At 68.5% G+C, this 15,648-nt stretch carries 12 protein-coding genes; 3 read left to right on the top strand and 9 right to left on the bottom strand.

The window, feature by feature from the left end; translation table 11 throughout:
• Positions 1–24: 24 nt before the first annotated feature.
• On the bottom strand, positions 25–285 hold the full coding sequence (locus L8K25_RS05375; RefSeq protein WP_242137844.1) for a hypothetical protein: 261 nt from the start codon (positions 283–285) through the stop codon (positions 25–27).
• 4 nt (positions 286–289) lie between these two features.
• Positions 290–907: an arylesterase gene (locus L8K25_RS05370; RefSeq protein WP_242137843.1), complete on the bottom strand. Its 618-nt coding sequence runs from the start codon at positions 905–907 to the stop codon at positions 290–292.
• A 44-nt stretch (positions 908–951) separates the two neighbouring features.
• Between L8K25_RS05370 and L8K25_RS05365 the strand changes: the two genes are divergently transcribed.
• The gene (locus L8K25_RS05365) at positions 952–1,656 is read left to right on the top strand and encodes an ATP-binding cassette domain-containing protein (RefSeq protein WP_242137842.1); all 705 of its coding nucleotides are present in this window, start codon (positions 952–954) and stop codon (positions 1,654–1,656) included.
• Positions 1,653–4,148, top strand: a complete 2,496-nt coding sequence (locus L8K25_RS05360; protein WP_242137841.1) for an FtsX-like permease family protein — start codon at positions 1,653–1,655, stop codon at positions 4,146–4,148. Before L8K25_RS05365 ends, L8K25_RS05360 begins: the two co-directional genes overlap by 4 nt.
• Positions 4,149–4,300: 152 nt before the next feature.
• Here L8K25_RS05360 and treF read toward each other — a convergent pair whose 3' ends face one another.
• The 5 genes from treF to L8K25_RS05335 form a co-directional block, all read right to left on the bottom strand.
• The gene (gene treF, locus L8K25_RS05355; RefSeq protein WP_242137840.1) at positions 4,301–5,896 is read right to left on the bottom strand and encodes an alpha,alpha-trehalase TreF; all 1,596 of its coding nucleotides are present in this window, start codon (positions 5,894–5,896) and stop codon (positions 4,301–4,303) included.
• A 58-nt stretch (positions 5,897–5,954) separates the two neighbouring features.
• Positions 5,955–8,381 carry a TonB-dependent receptor gene (locus tag L8K25_RS05350; RefSeq protein ID WP_242137839.1) on the bottom strand — a complete coding sequence of 809 codons (2,427 nt, stop codon included), beginning with the start codon at positions 8,379–8,381 and terminating at the stop codon, positions 5,955–5,957.
• Between the two features lie 149 nt (positions 8,382–8,530).
• On the bottom strand, positions 8,531–11,203 hold the full coding sequence (locus L8K25_RS05345) for a TonB-dependent receptor (protein WP_242137838.1): 2,673 nt from the start codon (positions 11,201–11,203) through the stop codon (positions 8,531–8,533).
• Between the two features lie 84 nt (positions 11,204–11,287).
• On the bottom strand, positions 11,288–12,202 hold the full coding sequence (locus L8K25_RS05340) for a FecR domain-containing protein (protein WP_242137837.1): 915 nt from the start codon (positions 12,200–12,202) through the stop codon (positions 11,288–11,290).
• Positions 12,203–12,242: 40 nt separating this feature from the next.
• Entirely contained in the window at positions 12,243–12,806 is a 564-nt protein-coding gene (locus L8K25_RS05335; protein WP_242137836.1) for a sigma-70 family RNA polymerase sigma factor, read from the bottom strand.
• A gap of 235 nt (positions 12,807–13,041) precedes the next feature.
• Between L8K25_RS05335 and L8K25_RS05330 the strand changes: the two genes are divergently transcribed.
• On the top strand, positions 13,042–13,233 hold the full coding sequence (locus L8K25_RS05330; RefSeq protein ID WP_242137835.1) for a helix-hairpin-helix domain-containing protein: 192 nt from the start codon (positions 13,042–13,044) through the stop codon (positions 13,231–13,233).
• Positions 13,234–13,354: 121 nt separating this feature from the next.
• Here L8K25_RS05330 and L8K25_RS05325 read toward each other — a convergent pair whose 3' ends face one another.
• Together L8K25_RS05325 and L8K25_RS05320 are read right to left on the bottom strand one after the other, a co-directional pair.
• Entirely contained in the window at positions 13,355–13,681 is a 327-nt protein-coding gene (locus L8K25_RS05325) for a hypothetical protein (RefSeq protein ID WP_242137834.1), read from the bottom strand.
• 226 nt (positions 13,682–13,907) lie between these two features.
• Entirely contained in the window at positions 13,908–15,518 is a 1,611-nt protein-coding gene (locus L8K25_RS05320; RefSeq protein ID WP_242137833.1) for a M28 family peptidase, read from the bottom strand.
• Positions 15,519–15,648: the final 130 nt, after the last annotated feature.

The following is a 15,648-nucleotide window of genomic DNA, read 5'->3' as shown; positions in this document are numbered from 1 at the left end:
CGGCTGCTGGCCAGCGTGCCCAATTCAGTCTTCGTGCAGTCCTTCCGCCATTTCCATGAACCGCCGCGCCGCCGCCCGATCCGCTTCGCTCGAAAAGGCAACGTCCAGATCGGGAGCGCCCCCCAGCATGTGCAACAGGGTCCACAAGCCGAAGCGCCGGTCGCGATCCTTTTCCAATCCGAAGTCGACGCGCATGTGCTCGATGCCAGCATCGAACGCCGCAGCGTTCACCGTCGCAAGATCGGGGGTGCCGAAATAGCGGCGAAACTGGTCCTCGAGCTCCATCGGCCTATCCTCTCAGCGCACGGCGCACGCTGGGCAGTACGCGGCGGACGATGATCTCGACGCCGCGCGCGTTGGGGTGCAACCCGTCGGCCTGGAGCAGCGCGCGATCGCCTGCGACACCGTCGAGGAAGAACGGATAGCGCGGCACGCCATGCGCCTTGGCGAGCGCAGGATACATGCCGTCGAAGCGCGCGACATAATCCGGCCCCAGATTGGGTGCGGCGCGCATCCCGGCGAGCAGCACGGGGATGCCGCGATTGTGCAATTCGGTCAGGATGGCATCGAGATTGGCGCTGGCCTGCGGAACCGGAAGCCCTCGCAGCATGTCGTTCGCGCCGAGCTCCACGATGACCAGGTCCGGCGTCGCCCCGAGCCCGCGCAAGCCCCACCGCAGCCGCGCACGGGCCTGGGCGACGGTATCCCCGGCGACGCCGCCGTTGCGCACCGTCGCAGCCACGCCGGCGCGGCGCAACGCCGCCTGCAGCCTGGCAGTGAACCCCAGGGCGGGCGGAAGGCCGTAGCCCGCGCTGAGGCTGTCCCCGAACGCCCAGATCACCGGAGCGTGGTTCGAAACGCGGGGAGCCGCCTCCGCACTCGGGACAAATCCCACGGCGGACAGCATTGCGAGATGGACAATTGCTCGCCGCCATCCATATCGCTTGAGGCGTGACCACATCATCCCCTTCCGATAGCGCACTGATCGACGCATGCAACGTCTCGCTGTCGCTTGGCCGCCCGCCCGCCCGCGTGGACATCCTCCGCGGGATAGGCCTGAGCGTCGCCCCCGGCGAAAGCGTCGCGCTGCTCGGGCCGTCGGGATCGGGCAAATCGTCGCTGATGGCGGTGCTCGCCGGGCTGGAACGCCCGAGCGGTGGCACCGTCGCGGTTGCCGGGCTGGACTTCGCCACGCTGGACGAGGACGCGCTCGCGATCGCGCGGCGTGGACGGATCGGCATCGTGCTGCAGGCCTTCCACCTGCTGCCGACGATGACCGCGCTGGAGAATGTCGCGGTCCCGCTGGAACTCGCCGGCGAGCGCGACGCGTTCGGTCGAGCGGCGGCGGAACTTACCGCGGTCGGCCTCGGCCACCGGACCGGACATTACCCTGCGCAACTGTCGGGCGGCGAGCAGCAGCGCGTCGCCATCGCGCGCGCGCTGGTCGCGCGGCCGGCGCTGATCTTCGCCGACGAACCGACCGGCAATCTCGATACCGCGACGGGGGCGGCGATCATGGATCTGCTGTTCGAACGGCATGCCGCCAGCGCGACGACGCTGTTCGTCATCACGCACGACCCTGCCCTGGCGGCGCGGTGCGCGCGCGTCGTCACGCTGGCGGACGGTCGCATCGCCGCGGATCGGCGCAGCGTTTGAGCATTTTCTGGCGGCTGGCGCTGCGCGATCTGCGACGCGGCGGTCGCGGGCTGGTGCTGCTGGTGGCGTGCCTGTTCCTCGGCACCGCGTCGCTGGCGGGCATCGGCAGCCTTGCCGCGAGCATGATCGCGGCGCTCGATGCGAACGGCCGGCAGATCCTGGGCGGCGATGTCGAGTTCACCGTGTCGCAGCGCCGTGCCACCGTGGCCGAACTTGCCGCCTTCGCGCAGGCGGGGCGCGTATCCGAGACGGTGGCGATGCGGGGGATGATGAGCACGGGCCCCGGCACTCCCGCCATGCTGGTCGATCTGCGCGGAACAGACGCGGCGTGGCCGCTGGTCGGGCGTTTCCGGCTTGCCCCGGGCGCACTGTCCGGGCGGCCGCACGGTCGCGAGATCGCGATTGCGCCGGCGGCGGCCGAGCGGCTGCGCGTGAAGCCGGGCGATCGCGTGCGGCTGGGCACGACGTGGCTGCGGGTGATCGGGATCATCGCGGACGAGCCCGATCGGCTCGGTGCCGGGTTCACGCTCGGCCCGCCCGCGCTGGTCGACCTCGCGGGTCTGGACGCGACCGCGCTGGTGCAGCCGGGCAGCCTCTACGAAAGCCGCTATCGCATCGCGCTCGTGCAGCCTGCCACGGCGGGCGCGGTGCGGGACCGCCTGCTCGCCCGCTTGCCCGGTGCGGGGTGGTCGGCCAAGACGAGCGATCGCGCGGCGGGCGGCTTGCGGCGGAGTATCGACCAGTTCGGCCAGTTCCTGCTGCTGGTCGGGCTTGCCGCGCTCGCCATCGCCGGGGTCGGCGTCGGGAGCGGGGTCGCGGCCTATCTCGCGGGCAAGACCCGCATCATCGCGACGCTCAAGGTGCTGGGGGCGACCTCCCGGACGATCGCGGCGATCTTCCTCGCGCAACTCGGGATGGTCGCCGCGATCGGGATCGGCGGCGGCTTGCTGGTCGGCGCGGCCGTGCCCTGGCTGGTGACGGCGATCGTCGGCGCGTCGCTGCCGGTGCCGCCACGGCTCGCGCTCTATCCCGTGCCGCTCGCGACGGCCGCGCTGCTGGCGCTGCTCGTGGCATTGCTTTTCGCCTTGCCGGCGCTCGCGCGGGCGCGCGAGGTGCCGGCGGCGACCTTGCTGCGCGATGCGCTCGCGACGCGCCGCTGGCCATCGACGATCGTGCTGGCGCTGATGGCGGTGCTCGTCGCGGCGCTGGTCGCGCTCGCCGTGCTGACCGCGTCGGACAGGGTGCTGGCACTCGGGTTCGTCGGCGCGGTCGCCGCTCTGATCGCCGTGTTGTGCAGCATCGGCCTCGCCATCCGGCTCGCGGCTGCGAAGCTCCCGCGGTCGCGCATGCCGTTGCTCCGCCTCGCGGTCACGAACCTGCATCGCCCGGGCGCGCAGACCGATCGGCTGGTGGTGGCGCTTGGCCTCGGCTTCTCGCTGTTCGTCGCCTTGGCGGTGGTCGACGCGAGCTTGTCCGCCGAATTGCGCAACGCAGCGCCGGCCAAGGCCCCGCGCTTCTTCGCCATCGACCTGCAGCCGGACGACGCCGCCACCTTCGCGCGCGCGGTCAGGCAGGCCGCGCCCGCCGCGACGATCGAGGCGCTGCCGTCGCTGCGCGGGTCGATCGTGGCGTTTCGCGGGCACCGCGTCGCCGACATGAGGACGCTGCCTGAGGGAGCATGGGTGCTGCGCGGCGACCGCACGATTACCTGGTCGGCGAAGCTCCCGCCGCGCAACGCGGTCGTCGCGGGAAAATGGTGGCCGGCGGACTATCACGGCCCCCCGCTCGTCTCGCTCGAGGACAAGGCGGCCGCCGGGCTCGGTCTCAAGGTCGGCGACAGCATCACCGTCTCGGTGCTCGGCGTCGACGTGCCCGCGCGGATCGCCGCCTTGCGCAAGATCGACTGGGGTGGCCTCGGTCTCAACTTCGCCATCGTCTTTTCGCCGGGCTATATCGAGGAGGCACCGCACGGCCTGCTCGCCAGCGTCTATGCTCCCCCGGCGCGGGATGGCGCCATCATGCAAGGTGTCGGTGCGGTGCTGCCGTCGGTCACGCTGATCCGCGTCGGCGACGTGATCGGCCAGATCGGCGCGGTGCTCGGCCAGGTGGCGGTGGCGATCCGCGCGGCAGCGGCGGTCACCGTGGCGGCGGGCATCGCGGTGCTGATCGGCGCGGTATCGGCATCGGGGCGCGAACGGCGCTATGATGCGGTAATCCTCAAGCTGCTCGGGGCCAGCCGGCGTCAGGTGCTCGGCGCACAGGCGCTCGAATATGCGCTGTTGGCGATGATGCTCGTCGTGGTGTCGCTGGCCGTCGGGACGGCGGCAGGCTGGTATGTAGTGACCCAGGTGATCGAGATTGGATGGGCCCCGCGCTGGGACATCGTCGCCGCGACACTGGCGACCGCCGTCGCGATGACGCTGGGGATGGGGATCGCGGGAAGCCTTCCCGCGCTCCGCGCCAAGCCGGCTGCGGCGCTTCGGGACTTGTGACCGTGCGCTACGATGGGGTTGCCGTCGTCGGCGTGACCTTCGGACGGAGCGTCGCCGGCAGTCGTGCGGCACGCCCGCGGATCGTCGGGCCTAAGGCAAGCCGTCCCCAGCGCCCGCTCGCGTTGAGGGCTGGGACCCGCAGGTTCGGCTACCTAGCTATGATCCAAGGCGGGATATTTCTCGAGCAAGGCGCGGGTGACGCCGTTGGTCCAGCCGAACCCGTCCTGCACCGGATACTCGCCGCCACCGCCGGCTTGCCCGGTTTCGAGATTGTACTTCTCGACCATCCGACCGTTGGCATCGTAGTACCGCGAGACGGTGCGGAGCCAGCGGCGGGCGAGGTCCTCGGCCTCCGCGGTCTTGCCGTAGCGGTCGAGGCCCTGAACGCCGATCCACGTCAGCGGTGCCCAGCCATTGGGCTGGTCCCATTGCTGGCCGGTGGTGAGGGTCGTGGTCCGCAGGCCACCGGGCGCGAGCAGCTTTGCGGTGACGAGCGCGGCGGTGGCGTCCGCCTGCTCGTGCGTGGCGAGGCCGACGAACAGCGGATAGAGGATCGCGGCGCTGACCGAGTTCGTCGGCTTGCCCGCCCTGCGGTCCCAGTCCACGAAGCGTTTGTCGCCCGCCGACCAGAGGTACTTGCCGATCGCCACGCCGCGGGCGGCGGCGCGCGTCTCGAACGCGCGGGCGCATGCCGTGTCGCCGACGGCCGTGCAGCGCCGTGCGATCGCCTTCTCCAGGTTCCACATCAGGCTGTTGAGATCGACCGGCACGATATCGGTGGTGTGGATCGTCGCCAGCGTGTTGCCGTCGGCGAGCCAGCGTGAGCTGAAATCCCAGCCGCTCTCGGCCGCGGCGCGGAGGTCGCGATTGACCTGCGGGGCGGCGCGACCCGCAGCGGCGGCGGCCGTCGCGATGTCCTCGGCATAGGATTCGTCGCGCGGCGTGTCGCGGGCGTCCCAATAGCGGTTGAGCAGGCTGCCGTCGGGCATGCGCACGACGTGCTCGCACGCACCGCTGGCGGCGAGGCACTTCGCACCCGCCATCCAAAAGGCATGCTCGGCCTTCAGCGTGGCGAGGCGTTCGCGGTCGAGCGCGGGGTCATGCCGGTCCGACAGGTCCATCATCATCGCGAGGAACGGGGGCTGCGAGCGCGACAGATAATAGCTGCGTGTGCCGTTCGGCACATGCCCGTATTGCGCGATCAGCGCGCTGAAATTGGCCAGCATCGATTCGATCAGCGGGTGTTCGCCATCGGCCTTCAGCCCGAGCATGGTGAAGTAGCTGTCCCAATAATACATCTCCTGATAGCGCCCGCCCGCCACGACATAGGTCTGTGGCAGCTGTAGCGCGGACGAGCCCGGGACCACCGCCATCGGCGGCTTGGCGAGCACTGGCCAGAGCGCACGGATGTGTTCGCGCATCGACAGCTTGCGCGCGTCTGCGTCGCCGACCTTGCGGAAGTGGCGCGCGACGAAGGCGGCGAGCGCGTCGCGGCCTTGCGGCGCTTCGGTGCGATACGCCTGGAGGATCGCGTCGGGTGCCGTGCGCGGGACCATGTCCGCGAAGGTCTTGCTGTCGGGGAACACCCGCGCGAGCTCGACCGCGCGGTACAGCGGGCCGTAGAGATCCTCGGGCGTGCGGACCGCGCTGGCGGCGAGCGCGGGGGTCGTCTCGCGCGCGACGGCGGGTGCGCTCAGCGCGATCGACAGCGCGGTGAGCAGCAGGGCGGGGGATCGGCGCAAGGTCATGAGGAGCAACTCGCTATCGTAGTGGCCGGTCGGGGCATGAACCCCGACCGGCATGAGGTCAGAACTTGTAGGCCGCGGTGATCGTCGCGTGCCGGCCAAAGATCGGGCGGCCCAGGAAGAACCCGGCGGAATTGGCCGAACCGACCGTCCGCACATTGCCTTCGGTCAACGCGAGCGTATCGGTCAAGTTCTCGACCGTCGCCTGTAGCGAGAAACGATCGTTCAGGTCGAGCGACGCACCGAGATCGACCGTCTCATAGCTGCCGAGCCGCTGCTGGTTCTCGATATCGGCGAACCGGTTGCCGATATGCGTGAACGTCCCGAACAGCCGCGCCTTACCCCAGGCGCTCCGGAAGGTGTAGGACGGGGTCGCGGCGATCTGGAATTTCGGCTGGCGGTTGACGCTGTTGCCGGAGTTGGTCCCGAAATCCTTGAACTTGCCGTCCTGCACCACGCCGCGCACCGCGAGCTGCACCCCGTCGACCGGCCGCACCGCACCTTCGAACTCAAGCCCGTAGGCACGCGATCCACCGAATTGCACGACGTTCTGCTCGACGCCGCCGATCACGCGGATGTCCTGGAAAATCAGGTTGTGGAAGCGGTTGTAGAAGCCGGTGAGATATAGGTCGTAATAGCGCGTCGCGGTCTTGAGCCCGACCTCATACTGGTCGGCGGTCTGCGGCTTGATGTTCTGCAGCGACGTCGCATTGCCGCGCAGATCGTCGAACTGCGGGAGCAGCGCACCCGAGTTGGCGCGGGCGAAGCCGTTGAGCTTGTTGGTGAAGGCATAATCGAGACCAGCGGTCCACGACACCTGCGTCTTGGCGTAGCGGGCCGTGCTGAAAGTGCCGTTGAGATAGGTCGCGCCATTGTTGTACGCGGTCAGCGGATTGTTATCGAGATCGCCGGTCGCGCTGTTCTCGAACCGGTCATGGAGCACGACACGCTCGACGCGGACGCCGCCGTCGACCCGCAGCGCGCCCAGCTTCCATTCGTCGCTGAGATAGCCGGCGACGTTGCTGCTCGAGTAGAACGCATTGACGTCATAGCTGTTGGCGCTGGTGAAGCCGTTGCGGGTCAGGATCGTACCGTTGGTGAGCGTCGCATTCAGCACGCGTGCATTGGGTTCGAGTGCGAGCAGGATGTTGTTGCCAAGGTTCCACTGGTCGTGATCGCCAACATGCGCGTAATAACCGCCGAGCGTCAGCGTGTTGCCCGAGAACAGCTCCTTAGAGAGCTTCAGTTCATCGGTGAAGCTCTCGATCTGTTTGGTCACCGACCAGATGCCCGCCTGGATCGTCTGTTGCCCGGCGGTCAGCGCCTGGCCGGTGCCCGCGTACGTCACCGTGCCCGCGCCGCCTGCACCTGCGAGATATTGCCCAACCGTTTGCGGGTTGGACCCGGTGAACAGCGCGAACGTCGTCGACGTGCCCTTAGTGAAGTTGACGTTGTTCTGCACCGCGAACCCGCCCCCCACATCATAGCTGAAGGTCGAGCCGAAGGTGTAGACGTTCGCCCCGCGGCCACGCGATAGGTCGACCGCCTTTTTCTGCGTCGGGCCCCCGTTGATGCTCGGGCCGACCTCGATCAGCGTGTTCTCGATTTCTCGCCCGACCAGCGTGTCGGTACGCGCGTCGAAGCCCGTGAAGGTGCTGAACTTGCCGTTGGTCTCGACCAGCGGCATCGGCGTGTAGAAGGCGTTCTTGTCATCGAGATAGCGCCCGTAGACGGTGAGTTTGCCCGCATCGAACTTGTGCGTGATGCTGCCGGTGATCTGCCCGCCGAGATCGCCGGGGAAACCGGTCTTCCGGAAGCCGTCCGAATAGCGATAGAAGCCGCCGACCATATAGGTGGTGTCCGAGGTGAGCGGCCCCTGTGCGACGAAATCGCCGCGATAGGTGCCCTCGGTGCCATAGGTCGCGCGCAGCGACAGGTGCGGATCGCGCGTGCCTTCCTTGAGAATGAAGTTGGTGGTGGCACCGGGCTGGCCGTTCGAGAAGATCGGGCTCGGGCCGCCGCGCAGCACTTCGAGCCGCTCGATCGTGTCGTCGAGGCGGAAGATCGAGCTGTCCTCGAGGAACGACAATGACGACGGCGCGATGACCGGCGAGCCGTTCAACTGCAGCGTGAGAAAGGGCGCGTCGCCCGTCGATGGGAAGCCGCGGATGAAGACGTTGGCGCCCGCGTTGCCGCCCGAGCTTTCCACCCACACGCCTGGCACGATCTTGAGCAGGTCGGCGGTCGAGGTCGGCTGGACTTCGCGGATCTGCTCCGCAGTTGCGGTAGAGATCGAATAGCTCGCGTCGAGCTTGCGCTGGCCCGCGCGGTTGGCGTTGCCGGTGACGACGATGTCGGGTTGATCCGCCACCGGCTCGGTTGCCGGGACCGCTGCCTGGGCGGGGGCGTCCTGCGCGAGGGCGGGCAGGGCGCTCAGTGCGGTGCCGGACAGCAGCGCGAGTGCCAAGATGGTGCGGGGATGGGACATGATATTCCTCCTGAATTTTTCTTTTTGTGGTGATGGGGGTGGGAAGCGGGGGACGTACGACGCCATCTCGCCGGACAACGTCGCGGCGAAGAAGCTTCGCAAGGGGAAGCGACGGACGGGTTACGGAGGGCTACGCAGACGGGGCACCCTCAGAACCCGTACCGTGCCGACAGCTCGACCGAGCGCCCCAAGATCGGGCGCGCGAAGATCGCGCCGGATGCCTGCGCGCCGAGCGTCCGCGGGTTGCCCTCAGTCAGGCCGATCGTGTCGGTGAGGTTGTCGGCGCTGAGCTGGACGCGCAGCCGGTCGTTCACGTCCAGTGCGGCACCCGCGTCCCATTTGACGAAAGCGGGCAACAACTGGCGGTTCTGCACGTCGGACCAGCGATCGCCCATCCGGCTCAACGTCATGAACAGGCTGGCCTTGCGGGTCGCGACGGTGAAGTCCCACGCCGGGGTCATGCGCCATTGCCATTGCGGCTGGCGTTGGACACGATTGCCGCTGAGATCGGTCCGCCCGTCGTCGGTGAAAAAGCCGCGATAACGGGCGTCGAGCCAGCTGCCTGAGAACGTCACCGAAAGCGGCGCCACCGGCCGCCAAAGTCCGTCGAGTTCGACCCCGGTCGCGCGCGCGCCGCCGATCGAGGCGAGCGGCGCGCCGCTGGTGATGACGGTCGTTGCAAGGCCCTTGAAGCGGTTGCGGTACAGCGTCGCATACAGGTTGAGCGACCGCGTCGAAAGCTTCACGCCGCCCTCGATCGTATCGACGCGCGGCGCTACGGCGATGCCGTCGCGCAGATTGTCGAAGAACGGGAAGCTGTTGCCGTGGCTGAAGCGGACGAACCCGGCGAGATTGCGGGTGACGTCGTAATTGGTCCCGAGCGTCCACGACCAGGCGCCCCCGCGATACCGCACCGGGGTCGGCGTGCTCGCGAACGTCACATCGTCATTGTCGTACAGCGTGGACGGGTTGCCGTCGGGGCCACCGGGACCGGCGGGTTTGGTGTCAACGGCCCAACCGTCGACCGCGTGGCGTTGATGGCGCATCCCGCCGTCGAGCCGCAGGCGATCCGCCACCGTCAGCTCCTCGACCGCGTAGAAAGCGAGATCGCTCCCGCGATAGCGCGCGTCCACCAGGAAGCTGGAGCCGCTGGCAAAGCCGTCGCGCGAGACGATGTCGCCGTTGGTCAGCGTCAGGTCGAGCCGACGCGCGTTGGGCTGCGCGGTCAGCAGCAGCGCATTGCCGATGTCCCAATGGTCGCGCGCGCCATAGTCCGCCGCATAGACGCCGACGGTCGCCTTGCTCGGCCCGGTCTTCCACTCCAGCGTGGCATCGTTGACGCGCGCGTCGATCCGCTTGGCGACCGTCCAGATGCCCGCGCGCACGACCGCCTGATCGGGCGACACGGTGCGGCCGTCCGCGGTGGTGACGAGTGATGCGATCCCGCTGACCAGGGATGCGGCGTAAGCTGTGGCGCTTTGCGGCGCTATATTGTCCGAAACGAGCCCCGTGGTGTCGGCGTGGCCGCTCAGCCAGCTCGCCTTGTCGCGCAGCGTCAGGACGTTGCCGAGGCGTAGCTCGATATTGGTCCCCAGGTTGACGATCCGCGCGCCGCGCCCGTCGTCGAGATCGTAGCGACTGCCATCGTTGCGGATGCCGGTCCGCGTATCGGGTCCCGCCAGCGTACCGCTTCCCGCATCGAAACCGGGGTAGGCGGTGATCCGCCGTCCGGTCTGCACGACCGGGATCGGCAAGAGCCACTGGCTGCGATCATCGAGGTAGCGCGCGAACAGCAGCACCGAGCCGGAGGAGACGTTCCGGCGCAGATTGGCGGTGATCTGCCCCCCGCGATCCGCGGCGAAGCGCGGCGAGCGGATACCAGTGCCGCGCGAGGCATAGCCGCCGATCATGAACCGCGTGTCCTGATCGAGCGGCCCGGCAACATAGGCGTCGGTACGCACCTCGCCCGTGTCGATCACGCTTCCTTTGATCTCACCCGCAAGGTGGTCGCCGCCCTCACGCTGGATGACGTTGACGGTCGCGCCGGGCTGACCCGAGGCGAGCAGCGCGCTGGTACCGCCGCGGACTGCCTCGACGCGCTGTACGGTCTCGTCGATCCGATAGAGCTGCGAATTTTCCAGGAAGGAGAGCGTGGCCGGTGGAAAGAACGGCACGCCCTCGCTCTGGAACGTCACATATTCGGCATCGCCCCCGGACGGGTAACCCCGCACGAAGATGTTCGCGCCGTTCTTGCCGCCGGAGGTTTCGACGGTGAGGCCGGGTACCAGCTTGAGCACGTCGGCGGTGCTCGCAGCACCCAGTCGGTCGATCGCGGAACGGCTGACGGAGGTGACCGCGAACGCGGCATCCTGGCGGCGACGGCCGCCACCCGGCGTGCCGACCACGACGATGTCGGCGTCCTGCGCGACATCGGCGGGCGCGAGGTCCGCCTGCGGAAGGGAAGGGCGTCGTGCAGCGCTAGCCACTGGAACGACCTCCAGCAGCCAGGCGCCGCCGGGCGCGGCACGCGCGCGGAAGCCGGTTTGCGCCAGCAATCGCGCCAGCGCGCGATCCGGGTCGTGTGGCCCGTGCACCCGGGGCGCGCGCAAACCGCGCACCTGCCCCGGGGCGAACAGGATCTGGCGTCCGCTCTGCCGTGCAAACACGATCAGCGCATCGCCCAGCGAACCGGCAGGAATGTCGAACGGGATGGCAGTCGCGGCTATCGCGGCGGTCGGCACGGCGATGGCTGCGGCGATCGCCCCCAACTGTACGCCATGCGCACGCCATCGAAACCATCCCCCCTTCGGTAGCCCCATCATGCGCGGGGCTTTCGACAGACAAGACGCGCGCCCCGGCAAAACCCGAACCGCGATCGCATTCTTTTTCTCAAAGGTGTTGGCGCCTCAGCGCGCGGATATGACGATACCCGCATCGCTATCCCGCTTCACGCGCACCGGAAAGCCGACCGCGAGCGCATCGACGAACGCAAGTGCACCGGTCGTGCGGAACGCACCCGATACGCGCAGCGCCCCGACGCGCCCGTCGGCAAGCCGAATCGGGTGGCGGCGATAGCGGTTGAACTCGCCGACCGCCTCGGCAAGCGGTACGTCGTCGAGCTGCAGAGCGCCCGTCCGCCAGCCGGTGAAACGCGTTGCATCGGCAGGCGTGCGAAGGGTGACGTCCTCGTCGGTGACCGTGATCGCGCGGCCGGGCGGCAGCGCCAGCGTAGTGCTGTCTCCGACCAGCCTGAGCGTGCCGCTCGCGGCGAAGGCGCGCAGGCGATCGGGATCGGTCCGCACGTCGAACTCGCCCGCTGTCGCGACGAAGGTGCGACCGCGCACGCCGATCTCGAACGGGGCAGCCGCAGGCTTGACCTTGAACCAGCCCTGTCCGTCGAGCGTTACCCGCCGCACGCCCTCGGATACGCGGACCTGGAGCGTGCTCGCGGTGTCGAGCGTCACGATCGACCCGTCGGCGAGCGTGACGTCGGCCTGTTGACCGATGCCGGTTCGGAACGTCTCGGCGGGCGGCGGCGCGACCGGCGCGGTCCAGGCGCGAATACCGTAGGCGGCGAGCGGTGCGGCGGCGAGCAGCACCGCGCCGGTCGCGACGACCCGCCACCGGACCCGGGGCGGCCGCCGCGCGAGCATGGTCCGCGCCAGAGTCTGCTGGCGTAGCGACAGCAATGGGGGTTTCTCCGCGAGCGACCGCACGCGGTCGTGCGCGCCGCGCACCGCATCGTAAGCGACCGCTCGCTCGATGCTTTCGCCCTGCCACCGCGCGAACGCAACGCGCGTCGCCGCATCGGCGTCGCGCATCCGCTCGTGCCACTCGGCAGCTTCGATCAGGAGCGCTGGTTCAGTGATGGCGCCAGTCCTCCAGCGCCGCTGCAACGCGTGCAAGCGCCCTGGCCTGATGCTTCTCGGCCGCGCGCGTGGAAATGCCGATCGCATGGGCAACGTCCGCCATCCGCAATCCCTCCAGCATCCGCAAGACGAAGACGTCGCGGGTCCGTTCGGGAAGCTCGAGCAGCACTGCCTGCAGGCGATCCGCTGCTTCCCTGCTTTCGAAGACGCGGTCTGGCGGAATCTCCGAACCGGCAAAATTCTCGTCAAGCGCGTCATGCAGCCCGGAGCCGCGCGCCGCGGCGCGACGCGCGCGGTCCTTCAGCACGTTCGCCGCGGTGACGAACAGGAAATGCTCGGGTTTCTCGATCGCGGTCGGGTCCGCCATCTGGCTGAGGCGGAGATAGACGTCCTGCACCAGATCGGGCACGTCCTCCTTCGCAGCGACGCGGCGCGCGAAGTAGCGGTTGAGCGCACGCTCATAGACATGCGCGAGGCGGGTGAGCACCACGCGGCGATCCGAACCCGGACCGTCGACGCTTATCCCCTCCCGCATGAACGTTCTGTCGCGCTCCATCGCAACCGCTTGCCACCTCTACACGCCGCTTTCAAGGATCGCTGTGCGCTCGTTGCGCGAGGCCGGCGATGGTATGGTACGATGCGTCCGTACGATCTGGCACGCCAGACGCATCGGCCCGACACGTCCCCGTTCGATGCCGCCTGGTGCCTGCGGCGTACGCGAAGGAGCGCTCTGCATCGGTGAGATTCCGACAGGCGTTGCCGATCGCTGGCTACTGCGGCATCAGGGAGAAATGATCGATCTCAACACCGCCTCCGCCCAGGAACTGGACGCCGTCTCGCAACTGAAGGGCCACGGCTTCGAGATCGTTCGGTATCGCGAGGAACGCGGGCGCTTCGATGCCCTGCGACAGCTCGATGAAGTGCCTGGACTCACGGGAAAGTGGGACGGTGCCGAGACCGAGGTCGAAGTGCGTTCGGTCTGAGCGGTCTGTCGGGCGGACCATCGAGTCCGCTGGCGGCATCCGGGCCACTGAGGGCAACGCGCCCGATACGGGAACGCCCGGCCATTGCTGACCGGGCGCACCTTCGTCGGATCGAGGGAACTCAATAGTCCTCGCGGCCTTCCCAGCGGCCCCGACCCTGGTTCCAGCCATCGTGGCGGTCGTAGCCATCGCGCCAGTGCTCGCGCTGCCATTCCCGGCGACGATGTTCCTGCTCCCAGCGGCGATGGGCAATCCACCGTTGGCGCTCCTGATACCCGCCGCGATCGTCGTAACCGCGCCTGTCGTCGTCGTGACGATCGCGATAGCCATCGCCGGAATAATATTGCGCGTTCCAGCGTCCGTAACTCTGCGCGGCGGCGACGTTTGGAACGACCGCGACCAGCGCCGAAACGCCAAGCGACGCGGTCAGGATCAGCTTGCGAAACATGAACTCTCTCCTCATCGGCAAACGGCCGATGACGATGATATGCAGCCGAGCCGATGCGCACGGCCTGAATGCACTGTGCAGCCAAGGTTCACGCGTCGGCGTTGTCGGCGACGGCAGCGGATCAGCAGGTGCTTCCGGTGGCCGGAGGACGGGCAACGGCTCGCGCTGCGCGCGGCACGGGCGGGGGGATCCTCGCGGCGGACCGGCGTGAACCGGTTTTCAAACCCTATTGCAAACCCTTGCGGTCGCCGTTGGTCGCCGCACGAAGCGTCGCATAGTCGGTGCCGGTGTTCCAGCTTGGCCACGTGGCGGCATTCGCCACCTGTACGCCGAGTTCGTAGGCGACGGTCGCTTCCTGGACGGTGCCCGCGAACGACCATGACGGCTCGAACGCATCGCTCGGCTGATGGTAGCGGCGGGCATTGTAGTCGGCGACAAGGGCGGCGCCTTTCGCGGTCCCGCCTTCGACTAGGTTTCGACCTGCACGAAAGGTGATGGCGGGGACGCCACGCTTGGCGAAGGAGAACTGGTCCGACCGGAAGTACCATCCGGCCTCGATCGCCGGCTCGTCGACGATGCTCAGACGATGGGCGCCCGCGACGCGACGCAGATCGGCTTCGAGCGACACGCGGCCACCGCCGATCAGCTCGATGTCCCGTGCCGCGGGCAGCACCACATGCGGGTCCAGGTTGATCACCGCCGCAGTCGTGGCGAGCGGGTAGATCGGGTGGGCGGCGTAATATTCCGACCCGAGCAGCCCCTTTTCCTCGGCGGTCCAGGCCGCAAAGACCACGGTCCGCGCGGTCCGCCGCCCTCGGGCGATCCCGCGGCCAACCTCGATGAGTTCCGACGTGCCGGTGGCATTGTCGACCGCGCCGTTGCGAATGTCGTCGCCTGCGACCGGACCGTTCTGCCCGTTTGCGTCCCAATGCGCGCCATAGAGAACAGTCTCGTCAGGCCGGCTTGCCCCGGGCAATTTGCCGAGCACGTTATGGCTGACGATCGACGTTGCGGTGGCGCTTCCGCTTGCCGTGACGCTGCCGTCGCGGAGCGGGAAGGCGCGGAACGCCGCATCGCGCGCCCGGACCTTCAGCGCCGCGAGGTCGAGCCCCGCGTGGCTGAGCATTTCGACAGCGACGTCATTCCTGAGCCAACCAGACAGCATGAAGCCGGCAGAGGGCTGAAGCGGTGCGATCACCATGGTCGGCAAGGCGTCGCCGCTGGCCAGCTGGAGGAACGGATAGCTCGCCGCCGCATCCTCGTGGATCACCAGGACGCCTGCCGCACCTGCTTTGGCCGCGGCCGCGAACTTCTCGCCGACGCGGCCTTCAAAGGCGAGCCTGCGCCCCTCGAAGCCGAGATCGCGCCCGGCCTCGAAGTCGGGATCGTTGGCCAGCACGACCGCAACCTTTCCGTGCATGTCGATGCCGGCGTAAGCATCCCATCCCAGGCGCGCGTTGACGATCCCGTACCCCGCGAACACCAGGGGCGCGCCCGAGAGCTTCGTGTCGCCCGGATTGCGGAAACCCAGGGTCGCATCGCGACCCAGTGCCAAGGATCGGTGCCAGTCCCCGAACTGCAGGGTCAAGGTGGCGCCCGGGCGACGGTCGAGCCTGACCAACGGCACGTCCTGGTACCAGCTGCCATGGTCGCCGGCAGGTTCGAGTCCCGCCGCCGCGAACTGCTGGGCGATGTAGACGATCGTCTTGTCCTCACCCGCTTCGCCCGGCCCCCGGCCGAGGAACGGATCGGACGACAGCGTCCTGACATCGGTTTTGATCCGATCGGCCGAGATCGGGGAGACGGCAGCGGCGAGCGCGACGAGGGATATGAGCATGCCTGCATCTTGCGAGGAGCCGTGCCATCATGGCAACCGCCATCTGATCGCGCGACTGAATTAGGGTTCCGGCACGAGGGCATGCTGCGTCCCGGCGATTTTCTTGGCGGTCGGGGGAGCCGCTCGGCCG

The sequence above is a fragment of the Sphingomonas sp. TREG-RG-20F-R18-01 genome (assembly GCF_022662475.1).
GTDB lineage: Bacteria > Pseudomonadota > Alphaproteobacteria > Sphingomonadales > Sphingomonadaceae > Sphingomonas.
Note: the sequence above shows the minus strand (reverse complement) of the source record. Positions and strands in the feature narration are given on the sequence as shown.

Excerpts from the sequence above, each read along its gene's own strand:
- L8K25_RS05375 (WP_242137844.1), bottom strand. The coding sequence starts at position 285 with ATGGAGCTCGAGGACCAGTTTCGCCGCTATTTCGGCACCCCCGATCTT.
- L8K25_RS05370 (WP_242137843.1), bottom strand. The coding sequence starts at position 907 with ATGCTGTCCGCCGTGGGATTTGTCCCGAGTGCGGAGGCGGCTCCCCGC.
- treF (WP_242137840.1), bottom strand. The coding sequence starts at position 5,896 with ATGACCTTGCGCCGATCCCCCGCCCTGCTGCTCACCGCGCTGTCGATC.
- L8K25_RS05350 (WP_242137839.1), bottom strand. The coding sequence starts at position 8,381 with ATGTCCCATCCCCGCACCATCTTGGCACTCGCGCTGCTGTCCGGCACC.
- L8K25_RS05345 (WP_242137838.1), bottom strand. The coding sequence starts at position 11,203 with ATGATGGGGCTACCGAAGGGGGGATGGTTTCGATGGCGTGCGCATGGC.
- L8K25_RS05340 (WP_242137837.1), bottom strand. The coding sequence starts at position 12,202 with ATGCGCGACGCCGATGCGGCGACGCGCGTTGCGTTCGCGCGGTGGCAG.
- L8K25_RS05335 (WP_242137836.1), bottom strand. The coding sequence starts at position 12,806 with ATGGAGCGCGACAGAACGTTCATGCGGGAGGGGATAAGCGTCGACGGT.
- L8K25_RS05330 (WP_242137835.1), top strand. The coding sequence starts at position 13,042 with ATGATCGATCTCAACACCGCCTCCGCCCAGGAACTGGACGCCGTCTCG.
- L8K25_RS05325 (WP_242137834.1), bottom strand. The coding sequence starts at position 13,681 with ATGTTTCGCAAGCTGATCCTGACCGCGTCGCTTGGCGTTTCGGCGCTG.
- L8K25_RS05320 (WP_242137833.1), bottom strand. The coding sequence starts at position 15,518 with ATGCTCATATCCCTCGTCGCGCTCGCCGCTGCCGTCTCCCCGATCTCG.